This window comes from Pseudomonas caricapapayae, from assembly GCF_001400735.1.
Classification (GTDB): Bacteria; Pseudomonadota; Gammaproteobacteria; order Pseudomonadales; family Pseudomonadaceae; genus Aquipseudomonas; species Aquipseudomonas caricapapayae.
In genome coordinates, this window is record NZ_LJPW01000044.1 from 6,644 (window position 1) to 22,886 (window position 16,243).

Consider the following 16,243-nt stretch of genomic DNA (forward strand, 5'->3'; position numbering starts at 1 on the left):
CGACTGATCAAAGTCAGAGGGGAGACGGAAAAAACACACAGAGAGTTTATGATTCCAATTCCAGACGGCCTGATGCCGCATCTGCAGTTGCTGATGGACATCGCGCATCGCGTCGGCTTCGTCGCCGCCGATCAGATCTTCAATGTGAACAGATTTTCGGGTCATTACAGTCGTTCACAGATGAACTCTGATCAAGTCGAAGCGATGTACAAAAAGCTCACAGCTATGACAGGCATACGAATGACGCCTCATCGCTTCAGACACACGATCGCCAGTGAAATGATGCGACAGCCAGAACGAAACATCCACATCACGAAAAACCTGCTCAACCATTCCAACATCGCAACCACCATGGAATACATCGAGCCTGATTACGATGTGATGCGCGAAGTCATGAACGAGCGCGGAAGGAAACCAGCGAAAATCAACTACCTCGCCAAGTCAGATGCTGACAACCAAGAAAATATGCGGACAGCAAAGAGAAAACTCGCGAAAAATTTAACTCTGCACGCAATGGAAATCAGCCCCTGCGCAGATACGAGCGTTTTGTTGGGAGGCACAGAAACTCTTGCCCCAATTGCAATTAACCAATCACCCCTCACTGCCCCAGGCCAAAACGGCACGATCAACCAAGATAAAGATATTGCCGCGCACCACCAGAAGGTGAACAGCGCTGAATCAGTGCCAATTCAGCAGGAAATACCTCCAGATAACTCTGCCAAGCTGCGAACGAGTCGTCGAACTCAGTTTTCAGGCTACAGTCCGGACGATCTCGTCACGCGGTTGGAGGACAGCTCGCAGTGGGATGTGGGTGCTCTAAACGGCAAATTGACTGCAAACCCGATGACCGGCGATAGCCCGCCATCGTCCGGAACCGATGAGAACATGGGGTGTTTGCCGGTGTCGCGCTTTGAGCCTGCTGCTTGGACAAGCCGATCTGGATGATGAGCAGGGTTGCAATCGCTTACTGCCATCAGTCACGGACCTATCCAACCGTCATCTGAACCGACAGCCGACTTCAGTAGGCGTATGAAAGGCCGATAAGACGGACGCACTGGGAAATGCACGCGCACAAAAAAACGCCCTGACCGCAAGCTTTCGCTTGGAGCAGGACGCTGCAATTTGACATCACCGCGTGTCAGCGCTATGTTTCGCGACAGACGGCTGCTTGCCTGGATAAATCGCTTCGCCTGCAAAGCTCGCCTCAAGAAGAAAACGACTCACTGCAATTGAAGATCTGAAGCACACAACAGCATTTGGTCGGGGTAAGGGGATTCGAACTCCTGACATCCTGCTCCCAAAGCAGGCGCGCTACCGGACTGCGCTATACCCCGGTAAATCAAGGCACCTCAACCAGCTGCCTGCGAACTGATACGAGTGGCATCAGATCTTTAAAATTCGGCTCCAAGGTGAACCTTGAAGCCAAAAATGGTGGGTCGTGTGGGATTCGAACCTACGACCAATTGGTTAAAAGCCAACTGCTCTACCAACTGAGCTAACGACCCAAATATGGTCGGGGTAAGGGGATTCGAACTCCTGACATCCTGCTCCCAAAGCAGGCGCGCTACCGGACTGCGCTATACCCCGACTGAAACTGCGTTGCATCTTGCGAAATCTGGCTCCACGACCTGGACTCGAACCAGGGACCCAGTGATTAACAGTCACTTGCTCTACCAACTGAGCTATCGCGGAACTATTGATTTCAGATTCAACGTTACAACCTGTTGCCTTGAAACCAGCGTGCTGTTAACTCGTTGATTTCAATCTCATCGACCTTTGCGCTTCGTTTGTATCGTTGCGTTCACGTCTCTGAGGCGCGCTATTCTACAATTTTAAAAACACCTGTCAACCCTATAAATTGCTTTTTAAGACAATGATTTGCGATTTTTTTTCAGATCGCCTTTCGGGCCTGATTTACAGCTGGCAGCGTCCTCAAGAAAAAGGCCCTCGGCGTGAGGGCCCTCTATAGAGAGTAGAAGAACGCTGTCAGGCAAACACAATCTCGTCGTCGACCACCTTGCCGGTGATGGTCGTGCCTGGCATGAAGCCTCCAGAGAGGATCATCTGTGCCAGCGGGTTCTCGATCCAGCGCTGGATCGCCCGTTTCAGCGGCCGTGCACCATAGACCGGGTCGTAACCGACGGCAATCAGCTTGTCCAGAGCCTCTGGGCTCAAGGTCAGCGCCAGCTCGCGCTCGGCCAGACGCTTGCGCAGACGACCCAGCTGGATATCGGTGATACCGGCAATCTGATCACGCGCCAGCGGCTCGAAAATCACCACTTCGTCGATCCGGTTAACGAACTCAGGACGGAAATGCGTACCGACCGCGTCCATCACCGCAGCACGCTGCGCCTCACGATCACCGACCAGCTCCTGAATCTGCGCCGAGCCCAGGTTGGAGGTCATGACGATCACGGTATTGCGGAAATCCACCGTCCGCCCGTGGCTGTCAGTGAGGCGTCCATCTTCAAGCACCTGCAACAGAATGTTGAATACGTCGGAATGCGCCTTCTCGACCTCATCGAGCAGAATCAGCGAATACGGCTTGCGACGCACGGCTTCTGTCAGGTAACCGCCCTCCTCGTAACCGACATAGCCTGGTGGTGCACCGATCAGGCGAGCAACGGAATGTTTCTCCATGAACTCGGACATGTCGATACGCACCATGGCCTCTTCGGTGTCGAACAGGAACTCGGCCAGCGCCTTGCACAGCTCGGTCTTGCCCACCCCGGTAGGACCGAGGAACATGAACGAACCACTTGGCCGATTAGGGTCTGACAGACCGGCACGCGAACGACGCACAGCGTTGGAAACCGCGACCACTGCCTCTTCCTGACCGATCACCCGATTGTGCAACAGGGTTTCCATGCGCAACAGCTTCTCGCGCTCGCCTTCCAGCATCTTCGACACAGGAATACCGGTCCACTTCGACACGACTTCGGCAATTTCTTCCTCGGTCACTTTGCTGCGCAGCAACTGATTCTCGGGCTTGCCATGCTGATCGACCATTTGCAGGCTGCGTTCCAGGTCAGGAATGATCCCGTACTGCAATTCGGCCATACGGTTCAGATCGCCGCGACGGCGTGCCGCTTCCAGTTCCTGACGAGACTGTTCGATTTTCTGCTGGATCTGCGCCGAACCGGTGACTTCGGCCTTTTCCGAGGTCCAGATTTCTTCAAGATCCGCGTACTCAAGCTCAAGGCGTTCGATTTCGCCCTGGAGTTTTTCCAGACGCTTGATCGCAGCTTCGTCCTTTTCCTTCTTGAGAGCCTGGGCTTCTACCTTCAGCTGGATCAGGCGTCGCTCAAGGCGGTCAAGCACTTCGGGCTTGGAATCGATCTCCATGCGAATGCGGCTGGCCGCTTCGTCGATCAGGTCAATCGCCTTGTCCGGCAACTGGCGATCGGTGATATAGCGGTGGCTCAGTTTGGCCGCTGCGATGATCGCACCATCGGTGATGGCAACCTTGTGGTGCACTTCATAGCGCTCCTTGAGGCCACGCAGGATCGCAATGGTGTCTTCTTCGCTCGGCTCGTCGACCAGCACTTTCTGAAAACGACGCTCAAGCGCAGCATCCTTCTCTATATATTGGCGGTACTCGTTGAGCGTAGTGGCGCCGACACAGTGCAACTCGCCGCGCGCCAGCGCAGGCTTGAGCATGTTGCCAGCGTCCATCGAGCCTTCACCCTTGCCCGCGCCGACCATGGTGTGCAGCTCATCGATGAACAGGATGATCTGGCCTTCCTGCTTGGACAGCTCGTTGAGCAGCGACTTCAGGCGCTCTTCGAACTCGCCACGGTACTTGGCACCGGCAATCAGCGCGCCCATGTCCAGCGACAGCAGACGCTTGCCGCGCAAACCATCCGGCACCTCGCCATTGATGATGCGTTGCGCCAGCCCTTCGGCGATGGCGGTCTTACCCACGCCAGGCTCACCGATCAGCACCGGGTTGTTCTTGGTACGGCGTTGCAGGACCTGAATAGTGCGACGAATCTCGTCATCACGGCCGATCACCGGATCGAGCTTGCCCTCTTCGGCACGCTTGGTCAGATCGACGGTGTACTTGTCCAGTGCCTGACGCGACTCTTCGACGTTCGGGTCGTTAACCGCACCTTCGCCGCGCAGGTTGTTGATGGCATTTTCCAGCGCCTTCTTGCTGACGCCCTGTCCCAGCAGCAACTTGCCGAGCTTGCTGTTCTCGTCCATTGCCGCGAGCAATACCAGCTCGCTGGAGATGAACTGATCACCTTTCTGCTGTGCCAGACGGTCGGCCTGGTTGAGCAGGCGCGCCAGATCCTGCGACATGTTGACGTCGCCGGTCGGGTTCTGGATTTTGGGCAGCCGGTCCAGCTCTGCACTCAGTTCCTTGCGCAGGCTGTTGATGTCGAAGCCGACTTGCAGCAGTAAAGGCTTGATGGAACCGCCCTGCTGTTCAAGCAGCGCCTGCATCAAATGCGCAGGCTCAATGGCGGGATGGTCGAGGCCAACGGCCAGCGACTGGGAATCCGATAACGCTAACTGTAATTTGCTGGTCAATCTGTCGATACGCATTAGTCACCTTCCTTTTAATGCAGGCCGGAGCAATGAACACACCTATAACGAAAACCTGCTGAATAGCCAGTTAGATGCGGACGATTCTGCGCGTTTCAAGCTGGCCGGGGTTGATACACATCAGAGGAGCGCTCAGGCAAGCCTAGCTGGCTGGCGTAAAACAGCCTGCATTCAGGCGTGATCGATCCAGATCAACGAAGCGAAACGGCCAGTGCGAGCGGCACGCCGGTAGGAAAAGAACCGAGGGTCGGTAAAAGTGTCCAGACCGCCGCCATACACGGCATGGATACCCTGCGCAGCAAGACGCAGTCGGGCAAGCCTGTAGATGTCGGCCATGAAGCGATCAGGATTCGAGCTGGCGACAAATGCATCGGCTGTCTGGGGATGGCTGCGAGTAAAGACTTCACGCACTTCGGAGCCGACTTCGAACGAAGGCTGGCCGATGGCCGGGCCCAGCCAGACCATGATGTCTTCGGCAGCGCACTGCAAACTGTCGGCAGTGGCTTCCAGCACACCAGCCGCGAGCCCGCGCCAGCCGGCATGCGCTGCAGCGACGCGAGTGCCATCACGACGACAGAACAACGCGGGCAGACAGTCGGCGGTCATGATGGTGCAGGCGACGCCGTGGTTGCCGGTCCAGCTGGCATCCGCTTCGACGACCCGGGACGGGTCGGCAGGCACGACGCCTATGCCGTGCACCTGCTTCAACCAGGCAGGTTGAACATTGAGGCTGGAGGTCAGGCGCAGGCGATTGGTCGCCACGGCCTCGGGGCTGTCGTCGACGTGATCGCCCAGATTAAAGCTGTCGAACGGAGCCAGGCTGACCCCGCCCGAGCGAGTGGTAACGCAAGACTTGATCTGTGCTGGCGCAGGCCAGTCAGGTATCAGCCAGTCATTCACCCGATGAACGCCTCGCGATCCTGCTTGAGCAACGATAGCAGCCAGACAAAATCATCCGGCAGTGGCGATTCCCAGCTCATGCGCTTGCCGGTGACTGGATGGTCCAGCTCCAGGAAGCGGGCATGCAGCGCCTGGCGCGGAAAGGTCTTGAGCGAATCGACCATGGTCAGGCTGGCCGCTGGCGGAATGCGGAAACGACCGCCATAGGCCGGATCGCCGACCAACGGGTAGTTGATGTGCGCCATGTGCACGCGGATCTGGTGCGTCCGGCCGGTTTCCAGCTTGACGCGTACATGGGTGTGCGAACGGAAGCGTTCCAGCACGCGGTAATGACTGACGGCCTGCTTGCCGCCCTCCATGACGGCCATGCGTTGACGCTGCTGGCCGTGACGACCGATCGGTGCGTCGATCTTGCCGCCAGCAGTCACCACGCCGATCACGATGCACTCGTAGATGCGGCTGACACTGCGGCTCTGCAACTGGGTCACCAGTTGCGTCTGTGCCTGGATGGTCTTGGCGACCACCATCAGACCGGTGGTGTCCTTGTCCAGGCGATGCACGATACCCGCACGCGGAACATTGATAATGTCCGGCACGTGGTGCAGCAAGGCATTGAGCAGCGTGCCGTCGGCATGACCGGCAGCCGGATGCACCACAAGCCCCGCAGGTTTGTTGATGACGAGGATCTGGTCGTCTTCGTAGATGATGTCGAGCTCGATATCCTGAGCGACCCATTCACCCTGGGCCTCCTGCTCGGCAATCAGTTCGAGAACAGCGCCACCATGCACGATGTCGCGAGGGCGCAGTACGCCTCCGTCCACAGTCAGGCGGCCGTCCTTGATCCAGGCGGAAAGGCGCGAGCGCGAGTGCTCAGCGAATAATTGTGCGGCGACTTGATCGAGGCGTTGACCGCCCAATTCGGACGGCACCTCTGCGCGGAGTTCTATATTTTCGGACATGACCAGACTAGGTGGCGGCTAGCCTTTGGTTTCGGCAGCGCGCTTGTGGTTAAATACGGCGTCTTTTGTCCCGCCGGTATCGCGGGGCGCTCATCATAACAGGACGGCCCCGCCCAAGACAGCAGGCCGTTATAGGGACGCAAGCCGCCATGCAAGTGAAACACCTGCTGCTGATCGCCATCCTCGCATTGACTGCGGCCTGTTCGTCGAAGGAAGTCATCGACGAAAACCTCAGCGAAGTCGAGCTGTACCAGCAGGCGCAGGCCGACCTGGGAAATAACAGCTATAACAGTGCCACCGAGAAGCTCAAGGCGCTGGAGTCACGCTACCCGTTCGGTCGCTACGCCGATCAGGCCCAGCTCGAGTTGATCTACTCGAACTACAAGAACGGTGAACCCGAAGCAGCCAAATCCGCTGCCGAACGCTTCATCCGCCTGCATCCGCAGCACCCGAACGTCGATTACGCGTATTACATGAAGGGCCTGACCTCCTTCGACCAGGACGTAGGCCTGCTGGCGCGTTTCCTGCCGCTGGACCAGACCAAACGTGACCCGGGGGCTGCCCGCGACTCGTTCAACGAGTTCGCTCAATTGACCAGCCGCTTCCCGAACAGCCGCTATTCGCCTGATGCCAAGCAGCGCATGATCTACCTGCGCAACCTGCTGGCTTCCTACGAAATCCACGTGGCCGATTACTACCTGACTCGTCAGGCCTATGTTGCCGCCGCCAACCGTGGCCGCTATGTAGTGGAAAACTTCCAGGAGACGCCATCGGTAGGTGACGGTCTGGCTGTGATGGTCGAATCCTATCAGCGCCTGCACCTTGACGACCTGGCAGCCACCAGCCTTGAAGTGCTCAAGACCAACTACCCGAACCACCCGCAGCTGGCTGACGGCAAGTTCACACCGCGTCAGGCCGAAGCCGACAACCGCTCGTGGCTGTCGAAAGCGACGTTGGGGCTGATCGACGGTAGCGCACCGCTGCCACCGGGCCAGACCCGCGCCGATCAGGACATGAAGAAGCAGTATCAGGACGCCAAGGACGCCATCCCGAAAGAGCTGCTGCCGGAAAATCAGGCAGAGCTGGACGAACAGGCAGAAAAAGAAGCCGAAGCGAAAGGTACCAAGAGCCGTTCATGGTTCAGCTACATGACGCTGGGTCTGTTCGACTGATCTGCACTGCATGAACAAAGAGGCCTGCGGGCCTCTTTTTTTATGCATCACATTTATGAGCAGCAGCCTCTGTGCGCCCGCCTGCGGCTTGGCTACACTGCGCCATCGTCAACCACCAAGCTGGTAATCATGATTCGCCTATTAATGTGGGTCGCGTTGATCGCGGCGGTGATCTGGTTCATCAAGCGCCTGATCAATCCTCCTACACCGAAATCCCGCGCCGAGCCGCCGGAAATAGCAGCTACCCCGATGGTGCGTTGCGCACACTGCGGCGTTCATCTGCCTCAGGATCGTGCGTTAAGCCAGGCGCAGCAATGGTATTGCAGCGAGGCACATCGCCTGGAAGGCCCCGCGGCACGTGACCGCTGATACGCCCTCCCTTGCCAGCCCGCAGGCGCAGCGGATTCTGCGGCTGTACCACCTTTACCGACTGACCATTGGCGTCGTACTGGTCTTGCTGATCTCCAGCAGCCTGGAAACCGAACTGCTGCAACTGGCCAACCCGAATCTGTTCCGTTCGGGCTGCTGGTTGTATCTGGTGTTCAACATTCTGGTGGTGGTGCTGCTGGAACGCCCGAGCCGTCAGGCACAGCTGTTCAGCCTGGCAATGACCGACGCAATCATGCTCTCCGCGCTGTTCTACGCAGCGGGCGGCCCTTCCAGCGGCATCGGCAATCTGCTGATTGCTTCAGTGGCGATCAGCAATGTGCTGCTGCGTGGCCGTATCGGTCTGCTGATCGCCGCTGTTTCTGCCATTGGCATCATCTACCTGACGTTCTACATCAGCTTCGGCACACCGTCGGTCTCCAATGACTACGTGCAGGCCGGCTCGCTGGGTGCCCTGTGCTTCGCCGCAGCATTGCTGGTGCAGGCTCTGACGGCACGCATGCAGGTCAGTGAAGTGCTGGCCGAACAGCGCGCTGCGGATGTCGACAGCCTTGAAGAACTCAACGCGCTGATCCTGCAACGCATGCGCACCGGGATTCTGGTACTGGATGCCCGCCGCCAGGTGTTGCTGGCCAATCAGGGGGCCCTGACCCTGCTGGGCCACGAGCGACTGGTCGGGCAGATTATCGACGCCTACTCGCCGCAACTGGTAGAACGTCTGCGCCAGTGGCTCGTCAATCCGATCATGGTGCCGCGCAGCATCACGACTTCCCCCATCGGGCCGGTGCTGCAACCGAGCTTTGTCGCACTCAATCGTGGTGATCAACGGCAGACGCTGATCTTTCTCGAAGACCTGTCGCAGATTGCCCATCAGGCGCAGCAGCTCAAACTCGCCGCACTGGGACGCCTGACCGCCGGGATTGCCCATGAGATACGCAACCCGCTGGGCGCAGTCAGCCACGCGGCACAACTGCTCAACGAGTCGGAAGAACTCAGCACGGAAGATCGACGCCTCGGGCAGATCATCCATGAGCAATCTGGACGAATTGATCAGGTCATTGAAAACGTTCTGCAACTGTCACGTCGGCGCGAGGCGCAACCCGAGCTGCTGGATCTGAAAACCTGGCTGGAACAGTTTGTAACCGAGTTTCGCAGCGCCGCCGCGGCCAATCAGTCGATTCATGTCGACATCAGCCCCGGCACGCTGACGACGCGCATGGATTCTGGACAACTGACCCAAATCATGACCAACCTGTTACAGAACGGCCTGCGCTACAGCGGCAAACATCATCCATCCGCGCAGGTCTGGCTGAAGCTGCATCACGACTGGAAAAGCGATTTGCCCATCCTGGAAGTACTGGACGACGGACCTGGGGTCAGCGAACAACACCTGAGCAAGATGTTCGAGCCGTTTTTCACCACAGAGAGCAAAGGCACCGGTCTTGGTCTATATCTGTCACGCGAGCTGTGCGAAAGCAATCAGGCGCACCTGGAATATGTCCCGCGACAAGGTGGCGGCAGTTGCTTGCGCATCACCTTCGCCCACCCGTTCAAAACGAGCTGAGCATGAGCCAACGGCAAAAAATCCTGATAGTCGATGATGAGCCGGATATTCGTGAGCTTCTGGAGATCACGCTGGGGCGCATGAAACTCGATACTCGCAGCGCCCGTAACGTTGCCGAGGCGCACGAATTGCTGGCCCGCGAGCCGTTCGACATGTGCCTGACCGACATGCGTCTGCCCGACGGTAACGGCCTGGAACTGGTGCAACACATCCAGCACGGCTACCCCCAGGTGCCGGTGGCAATGATCACCGCCCACGGCAATCTGGATACCGCAATTAACGCACTCAAGGCCGGGGCTTTCGATTTTGTGACCAAACCGGTCGACCTCGGCAGGCTGCGCGAGCTGGTCAACAGCGCGCTGAGCCTGCCTTGCGCCCAGCCAGCACCTGGCATCGACAGCCGTCTGCTGGGCGATTCGCTGGCGATGCGCACCTTGCGCAATCAGATCGGCAAACTGGCGCGCAGTCAGGCCCCCATCTATATCAGCGGCGAGTCGGGCAGCGGCAAGGAGCTTGTCGCACGGTTGATCCATGAACAGGGCCCGCGTATTGACAGGCCGTTCATACCGGTCAACTGCGGGGCAATTCCTTCCGAACTGATGGAGAGCGAATTCTTTGGTCACCGCAAAGGCAGTTTCAGCGGTGCCCACGAAGACAAGCCCGGTCTGTTTCAGGCGGCGCATACCGGGACGCTGTTTCTCGACGAGGTCGCCGACCTGCCGTTGGCGATGCAGGTGAAACTGCTACGAGCCATCCAGGAAAAGTCCATCCGCAGCGTCGGCGGCCAGCAAGAACAGGTCGTGGACGTGCGCATTCTGTGTGCCACCCACAAGAATCTGAATGCGGAGGTCGCGGCCGGTCGGTTTCGGCAGGATCTGTATTACCGATTGAACGTGATCGAAGTGCGTGTGCCCTCATTGCGCGAGCGGCGTGAGGATATCGATCAACTGGCAGCCAGCGTTCTCAAGCGCCTCGCAGGGAACGGCGCACAACCCGTCGCGCACCTGAACGCGCAGGCGCTGGAAACGCTGAAAAGCTACCGCTTCCCCGGTAACGTGCGCGAACTGGAAAACATGCTGGAGCGCGCTTACACGCTTTGTGAAAACGATGAAATCCACGCCAGCGACCTGCGCCTGACAGAGTCCGCCAGCCCTCAGGAGGGCGACGGCCCGAGCCTGGCCGACATCGACAACCTTGAAGATTACCTCGAAAGCATCGAGCGCAAGCTCATCCTGCAGGCACTGGAAGAAACCCGCTGGAACCGCACCGCAGCGGCAGAAAGGCTCAGTTTGTCCTTCAGGTCACTGCGCTACCGGCTGAAGAAGCTGGGCCTGGATTGAATGCGTTGCGTGGCAAAAAACGTGTGACGCAGAGCGTCACGAAAGGCATTCCCACGCTGGAGCGTGCAGAACGACAGGTGCGCGTGAGAACACCATCGCGCCCTACGCTCTGCGTGACCGTGAGAATGGCTAGCCTGTCAGACGCCCCGTCGGCGTGTAAGGTGCCGGGTCGATGATCGGCTCGCGGTCCAGCAGCAGGTCGGTGATTAACTGGCAGGAAGCAGGCGCAAGCACCAGCCCATTGCGGTAATGACCACAGTTGAGCCAGAGCCCGTCAAAACCGTCAAGCGCTCCGATAAAAGGGATGCCCTCAGGCGAACCAGGGCGCAAACCTGCCCACTGGGCGACCGGCTCTACAGGGGCCAATTGCGGAAGCAACTCGACGGCCGACGCCTTCAAACTCTCCAATGCAGCCTGTGTGGTGGTTTTGTCGAAACCTTCATGCTCAAGGGTGCTGCCAATCAGGATATGCCCGTCACGACGCGGTATCGCATAACGCCCTTTTGCCAGCACCATGCTCGACAGAAAGTCCGGTGCACACTTGTAGAGAATCATCTGGCCTTTTACCGGCTCGACCGGCAGCTCCAGACCCAGGGTCTTGAGCAATTCGCCGCTCCACGCACCCGCCGCCAGAATCACCCGATCACCGGTGATGTTCCCTGACGGTGTCTGCACACCCGAAATCCTGCCGCCCTCATGCACAAAGCCGCTGACTTCACACTGCTCGCGAATCTCGACATCGGGCATTGCCAGCAAGGCCGCCTTGAGCGATTTGACCAGCCGAGGATTGCGTACATTGGCCACATCGGCCATGTAGATCGCCCGCGAATAGCCCTCCCCCAGCACCGGCACGGCATCATTCACCGCCGAGATATCCACGCGGTTCAAGGAGCGTTTTTGGCGCACCGCCCATTCAAGCGCAGCCGGTTCGTCGTCAAGGTCGAGCCAGTACAGGCCCGTCCTGTGGACTTCGGGATCGATACCGCTCAGTGTGAGCAAACGCTCGGCAAGGTGTGGGTAAAAATCCTGCGACCAGTGCGCCAACGCGGTGACTGCCGGGCTGTAGCGCCACGGATAAAGCGGCGAGACAATTCCGCCGCCCGCCCAGGAGGACTCCTGGCCAACGCCCGAACGGTCCAGCAACACGACGCTGACCTGCTCGGACGCCAGATTGAAGGCGGTCAGCAACCCTATGACGCCACCGCCGACAATGACTGTTTTTTGCTTGGACATCTCGGTCTCAGGACAAGAAAAGCGGTTTTAGCGGCCCCAACAGTCTTTGGCCGTTACGCCGCCTGTCGTGCCCGTATTGGTACGCGCCCCGGTGTTAGTGATCACGAAGCTGCCGCACTTGTCGCCAGCCATCAGCGTACCTGCAACAGGGTCAGCTGTCAGGGTGAAGTCGGTGGCGGTAAGGGTCGGCGTTATAGTGTAGTACGTATTGCCGCCGCTCACGGTGGCCCCCACGTAAGTGGGTTGGGCCGCTCGTGAATAAAACCGCTCCAGCGCCTGAGTCTGCTCGGACAGCAGGCTGGCGATTGCCGACCGCTGGGTACGCTTCACGTATTCGGTGTAACTGGGGTACGCGATGGCAGCCAGAATACCGACAATCGCCACGACGATCATGAGTTCGATCAGCGTAAAGCCCCTGGATGTCGCTCGCATGATTAGTTTCCCTATTGGATTTGTCGCCACATGATGCGTTTGTAAACGTTACCACTCCCGCCCTTTTCCTTCAGGACGTCAGGCGTGTTGCCAGTGGAGTTATTGATGATTTTTACCTCGTTACCGTCCCCCGTACCCGCGACAATAGCCGATACGACAGGGATACCGGTGTACCCGATCCCGGCAGCAAACAGATCTGAATTGTTGATGCTGTTATCGCCGTTGGTATCAAGCACCTGATAGTTGAGCATGCTCCCGGTGGCCGCGTTGAGTTCAAAAACGCGTCCAGTTCCCGTGCTCTCGCAAGGGTCTGCGGAGTTCACTGAGGCTGTCGAGAAGATAATGCGTCCCCTGCTGGTCTGCGCGGGGTAAATAATCCGCTCCCCCAGATAAGGTGCAACGGCCGAAAGCGGCATGTACCAGCCCTTTTTGACAGACCAATCCACATCATTGGTTGTCGACGTGAAGTACGTAGCTCCGTTACTGATGACACTGCCATTGACCGCTTGCGCCTGCAGGTTTGCTTCTACAGTGCTGCCCGTCCCGCTGTCGGCATCCCATATAGCGTAAAAATCCTGAAGCGCGGTGGTTTGCTTGTCTGCGACTTCCAGGAACTTGCCAGTCCCGAAATAAACGATCTTGCCGTTAAGTGGATGATCCAGCATGAAGGGTTGAGCCGTTATCGGCTGATTTGCGCCACGCGGTGCGGTGAACAAGGGTGCGCCGCCAAAAGCCACTTTCCAGCTGGCGGCAGTAGCACCGCTCATGTCGAACTTCCAGAGTCGTCCTTTCAGGTCGCCAGCGTAGGCGGCCTGAACCACATTCTGGGAATTGACGCGCAACTTAACCGACGACAACCCGTTATCGGTTTCGTTGTTAAGGACCGGCGTCTGTATCTCGGCGATGAACGCACCGGTATTGGCATTCAATACATAGAGCGACGCTCTGCCAGTGAAACTGCCGTAACCGTTACCGACCACCATAATCCCGGTACCGTCTGCCATTCGTGCGACATCGGGTTTGGAATAGGTATATCCCAGGTTGTTGAATTTGTTATTTGCGTCAGAAGTATCGGGTGCCTTGACCTCCCATAACGCACTGACCGTATTGCTGACGCCCTCGAACAACTTGATGGCAAAAAACGCTTTGCCACCTGCTCCGGTGCCGCCATAAGCAACGGTGCGCCATGCTGATCCGGCTGACAGCTGCGTATCGAACACTGCAATCTGCCCATCCACGGTAAACTTATGAACGCCAGATCCATAAGTGGTCGCTGCAATGGTGGCCAGCGAGGTCAGTGCAGTCGACGGCATATACGCATATCGTCTTGAGCCGTCACTGGTGTTGATCACGTTGAAAAAGCCATCGTTGGCATTGGCCAGAATACTGGGCGTCATGCTGCTTGCCTTGGTGGCAAGGTACGTAGTGTAGGTGCTGTCCCCGGTCAAATCAGCAGCGGTCTTTTGTGATGGGAATGCCGTGCCAAGCGACGAGTTGACAATATCGCCCAGCAGCCGGGTACGTGCCCGGAACTTCGCGTTGGCAGTGCCTTTGGCCCATGCGATAAGTTCCGCTCCCGTCGTATTGGTTGGCAACGTGGCATTCAGTGCCGCCTGCTGGGCAGGGCTGAAGCTGGCGTAATCCAGCGCGATCCTTGCCGGGGTGGTAGCAGTACTCCACGATTCGAAGACCGGTGCCGTCGATCCGCTGACGATCGCGGTGTCGGTGGTCCAGACAGGTGTGCTCAACGCCCCCGTTATCTGATCCAGGTTATAGGCTCTGATAGTGCCATGCCAATCTGTCGGGTCGTAAAGGGTCTGATAAAACTGAGTACCCGCCTGAAGCGTCGACGAGTTTGCCGCTCCTCCTGCACCGGAACCGACTTTGGCATAGATGTCACTCAGCGCCAGATTCAAGGCGGAACTCAACCCCGCACTGTCGTTGGCCTGAAAGTATTTGCCATGCCCGTGGTTATCGTCGGCAGCATCGATCAGCATCTGGTTCGACGCAGTAAATCCGATAGTATAGGTGCTCATATTTTGTTTCACGAAACCTGCTGTATCCCAGCTTTTGCCGGTCAGGTCACCCCCGGCAGACACAGCATCCCGGCGCAAATCGATGTCATAGGCAAATTTGGCAAGATCGTCCAGATAAAGCGTGTCCCCTTCACCATCGCCGGACAGGTTGTCACCGTCATTGGCTGCATTCAAATCCCAGTTGGGTAGCGAGCGGGTGGTGTCCAGAACATCATCAGGATCGTTGGCCGGGAACGTCCGGTCATAGGTTGGCAGGCCATCGGTAATCACGACGCCATAGTTTTTCTGACAGCGGTACTGTATCGGACTCACATAGGTCGATCCGCTTTGATAGAACGGTGTCATGCCTCGAAAATATCGGGTGATCTCGTAATAGGTTTCTGCCAGCGGGGTATTGGCTGACGGCGTCAGATTGCTGATGGCCGTCTTGAGATCAGTGATATTTTGCGTGGCCTGCTGTTGAGAGACGCCGGTGGTCTGGTAAGTACTGACCGCCACCGGGGAGAGGTCTGTGACCACTCTGGCAATCTTGCCGCCCGGCCCGGGGTCGCTGTTCGTGGGCTGGTTGAAGGACGCGAGCCCGATCCTTAGCGATGTATTGTTGGTCACAAGGTTGGTCCCCACGGTTTTCGCGACATTCATTCGGTAATCGTTGGGGATGACACCATTGGTGTAATTACGAACACCAAAGAAATTAGGGCTGACAAGGTCAATGAGGTAGGAGAGATAATCAGCCGTATAACGCGTTAGTCCGTTACCGGCAGGATCTGGCAAGTTAAGGCAGTACTGTATGTTATTGCGAAAAACCGGACGCCCGCCAAATGGACACATCAGTGACAGGGTGAAAATACTGTAGGCATTGATATCACCTACCGAGAGAGTCTGATCGTCAGAGATAGTGCTCATGAACGGGCACACTACGGTAATCAGTCCACTCAGGCACTGAGTCGAGTAGTAACCAATATTCGGACGATTGACCGACGCGTCAAATCCTGAATCCCAGATAATGTTGTACATACTGCCCGAATTGTCGACAAGCAGCATAAGGTTGGGCGGTACCGCCGGAGAACTTAATAATGGTACTTGAGCTGGCGTAAAGGCATAGACTGGACTCGCCAGATAAAGCACCAGCACCATGCCATAGACGTATTTCAGGCCCCTGCGAAACGCCTTAGCAATTGGCATAGATACTCTCCAGCACCGTTCGCGAGGTGCCCTGAACGGCAACGGCGGTCACACGGTACATGGTGACCGAGCCAGTACAATTTGGACGATTGATCGGCGCCGTCGTGGTGCCCAGGTTCTGGATGCCATACAGCATGGTGCTTGTCCCTATCCAAGTCACCCCTGAAGTACCCAGGCCCGCATTCAAAACGGTAGTCGAATCAGCAGGCGGAGCACAGGTAGCAGGAGTACAGACAGCCATTGCAAAACCGGACGCCATGATTGCCGACTCTCCGAGACGTAACTGTGCCTCAGCTGCCTGAAAAGAAACATTACGAACCGTAACGCTGCCTGCCATCTTCTCTTGCAACGTAGCGTTCTGCATGGAAGAAATACCCAGCAGGGTGAGCAACAGCAGGAACACCAGACTGACCAGCAGCACCATGCCGCGCTGCCGTGAGGGGAAAGCCTGTGTCGAATTGAATAGAACGATCTTGTTCATGCT

12 protein-coding genes and 4 tRNA genes are annotated in these 16,243 nt (G+C 57.5%); 5 read left to right on the forward strand and 11 right to left on the reverse strand.

Features of this window, described 5'->3' with window-relative positions; translation table 11 throughout:
• On the forward strand, positions 1-945 hold a 945-nt coding region (locus ALO80_RS06405), incomplete at its 5' end, for a site-specific integrase (RefSeq protein ID WP_235812452.1).
• A 312-nt stretch (positions 946-1,257) separates the two neighbouring features.
• Here the strand turns inward: ALO80_RS06405 and ALO80_RS06410 are convergent.
• The 7 genes from ALO80_RS06410 to rluD all read right to left on the reverse strand — a co-directional run bounded on the left by ALO80_RS06410 (position 1,258) and on the right by rluD (position 6,410).
• Positions 1,258-1,334 (reverse strand) — tRNA-Pro (locus ALO80_RS06410).
• A gap of 95 nt (positions 1,335-1,429) precedes the next feature.
• Positions 1,430-1,505 (reverse strand) — tRNA-Lys (locus ALO80_RS06415).
• A 5-nt stretch (positions 1,506-1,510) separates the two neighbouring features.
• Positions 1,511-1,587: transfer RNA gene (locus ALO80_RS06420), tRNA-Pro, on the reverse strand.
• 29 nt (positions 1,588-1,616) lie between these two features.
• Positions 1,617-1,692 (reverse strand) — tRNA-Asn (locus ALO80_RS06425).
• A gap of 294 nt (positions 1,693-1,986) precedes the next feature.
• A complete protein-coding gene (gene clpB, locus ALO80_RS06430) occupies positions 1,987-4,551 on the reverse strand; it encodes an ATP-dependent chaperone ClpB (RefSeq protein ID WP_055005190.1) in 2,565 nt (854 codons plus the stop codon).
• Positions 4,552-4,722: 171 nt separating this feature from the next.
• Positions 4,723-5,451: a peptidoglycan editing factor PgeF gene (pgeF, locus tag ALO80_RS06435; protein ID WP_055008340.1), complete on the reverse strand. Its 729-nt coding sequence runs from the start codon at positions 5,449-5,451 to the stop codon at positions 4,723-4,725.
• Positions 5,448-6,410 (reverse strand): 23S rRNA pseudouridine(1911/1915/1917) synthase RluD, encoded by a 963-nt coding sequence (gene rluD, locus ALO80_RS06440; protein ID WP_054987670.1) that lies wholly within the window; start codon positions 6,408-6,410, stop codon positions 5,448-5,450. The genes pgeF and rluD overlap by 4 nt, the downstream gene beginning before the upstream one ends.
• Positions 6,411-6,559: 149 nt before the next feature.
• Between rluD and ALO80_RS06445 the strand changes: the two genes are divergently transcribed.
• The 4 genes from ALO80_RS06445 to ALO80_RS06460 all read left to right on the forward strand — a co-directional run bounded on the left by ALO80_RS06445 (position 6,560) and on the right by ALO80_RS06460 (position 10,873).
• Complete coding sequence (locus tag ALO80_RS06445; protein ID WP_054987671.1) at positions 6,560-7,582, forward strand: outer membrane protein assembly factor BamD; 1,023 nt, start codon at positions 6,560-6,562, stop codon at positions 7,580-7,582.
• Positions 7,583-7,711: 129 nt separating this feature from the next.
• Entirely contained in the window at positions 7,712-7,951 is a 240-nt protein-coding gene (locus ALO80_RS06450) for a PP0621 family protein (RefSeq protein ID WP_054987706.1), read from the forward strand.
• Entirely contained in the window at positions 7,941-9,533 is a 1,593-nt protein-coding gene (locus ALO80_RS06455) for a sensor histidine kinase (RefSeq protein ID WP_055008341.1), read from the forward strand. The genes ALO80_RS06450 and ALO80_RS06455 overlap by 11 nt, the downstream gene beginning before the upstream one ends.
• A 2-nt stretch (positions 9,534-9,535) precedes the next feature.
• Positions 9,536-10,873, forward strand: coding sequence for a sigma-54-dependent transcriptional regulator (locus tag ALO80_RS06460; RefSeq protein WP_055008342.1), 1,338 nt, complete (start codon positions 9,536-9,538; stop codon positions 10,871-10,873).
• A 129-nt stretch (positions 10,874-11,002) separates the two neighbouring features.
• Here the strand turns inward: ALO80_RS06460 and thiO are convergent, their stop codons facing one another.
• Genes thiO through ALO80_RS06480 form a run of 4 tightly spaced genes read right to left on the reverse strand, consistent with a single transcriptional unit; the run spans position 11,003 to position 16,240 of the window.
• Positions 11,003-12,106: a glycine oxidase ThiO gene (gene thiO / locus ALO80_RS06465; protein WP_055008343.1), complete on the reverse strand. Its 1,104-nt coding sequence runs from the start codon at positions 12,104-12,106 to the stop codon at positions 11,003-11,005.
• 27 nt (positions 12,107-12,133) lie between these two features.
• Positions 12,134-12,538, reverse strand: coding sequence for a type IV pilin protein (locus tag ALO80_RS06470; RefSeq protein WP_055008344.1), 405 nt, complete (start codon positions 12,536-12,538; stop codon positions 12,134-12,136).
• Positions 12,539-12,549: 11 nt separating this feature from the next.
• Entirely contained in the window at positions 12,550-15,759 is a 3,210-nt protein-coding gene (locus tag ALO80_RS06475; protein ID WP_055008345.1) for a pilus assembly protein, read from the reverse strand.
• Positions 15,746-16,240: a pilus assembly PilX family protein gene (locus tag ALO80_RS06480; protein ID WP_055008346.1), complete on the reverse strand. Its 495-nt coding sequence runs from the start codon at positions 16,238-16,240 to the stop codon at positions 15,746-15,748. Before ALO80_RS06480 ends, ALO80_RS06475 begins: the two co-directional genes overlap by 14 nt.
• Positions 16,241-16,243: the final 3 nt, after the last annotated feature.

Excerpts from the sequence above, each read along its gene's own strand:
- clpB (WP_055005190.1), bottom strand. The coding sequence starts at position 4,551 with ATGCGTATCGACAGATTGACCAGCAAATTACAGTTAGCGTTATCGGAT.
- rluD (WP_054987670.1), bottom strand. The coding sequence starts at position 6,410 with ATGTCCGAAAATATAGAACTCCGCGCAGAGGTGCCGTCCGAATTGGGC.
- ALO80_RS06445 (WP_054987671.1), top strand. The coding sequence starts at position 6,560 with ATGCAAGTGAAACACCTGCTGCTGATCGCCATCCTCGCATTGACTGCG.
- ALO80_RS06450 (WP_054987706.1), top strand. The coding sequence starts at position 7,712 with ATGATTCGCCTATTAATGTGGGTCGCGTTGATCGCGGCGGTGATCTGG.
- ALO80_RS06460 (WP_055008342.1), top strand. The coding sequence starts at position 9,536 with ATGAGCCAACGGCAAAAAATCCTGATAGTCGATGATGAGCCGGATATT.
- thiO (WP_055008343.1), bottom strand. The coding sequence starts at position 12,106 with ATGTCCAAGCAAAAAACAGTCATTGTCGGCGGTGGCGTCATAGGGTTG.
- ALO80_RS06470 (WP_055008344.1), bottom strand. The coding sequence starts at position 12,538 with ATGCGAGCGACATCCAGGGGCTTTACGCTGATCGAACTCATGATCGTC.
- ALO80_RS06475 (WP_055008345.1), bottom strand. The coding sequence starts at position 15,759 with ATGCCAATTGCTAAGGCGTTTCGCAGGGGCCTGAAATACGTCTATGGC.
- ALO80_RS06480 (WP_055008346.1), bottom strand. The coding sequence starts at position 16,240 with ATGAACAAGATCGTTCTATTCAATTCGACACAGGCTTTCCCCTCACGG.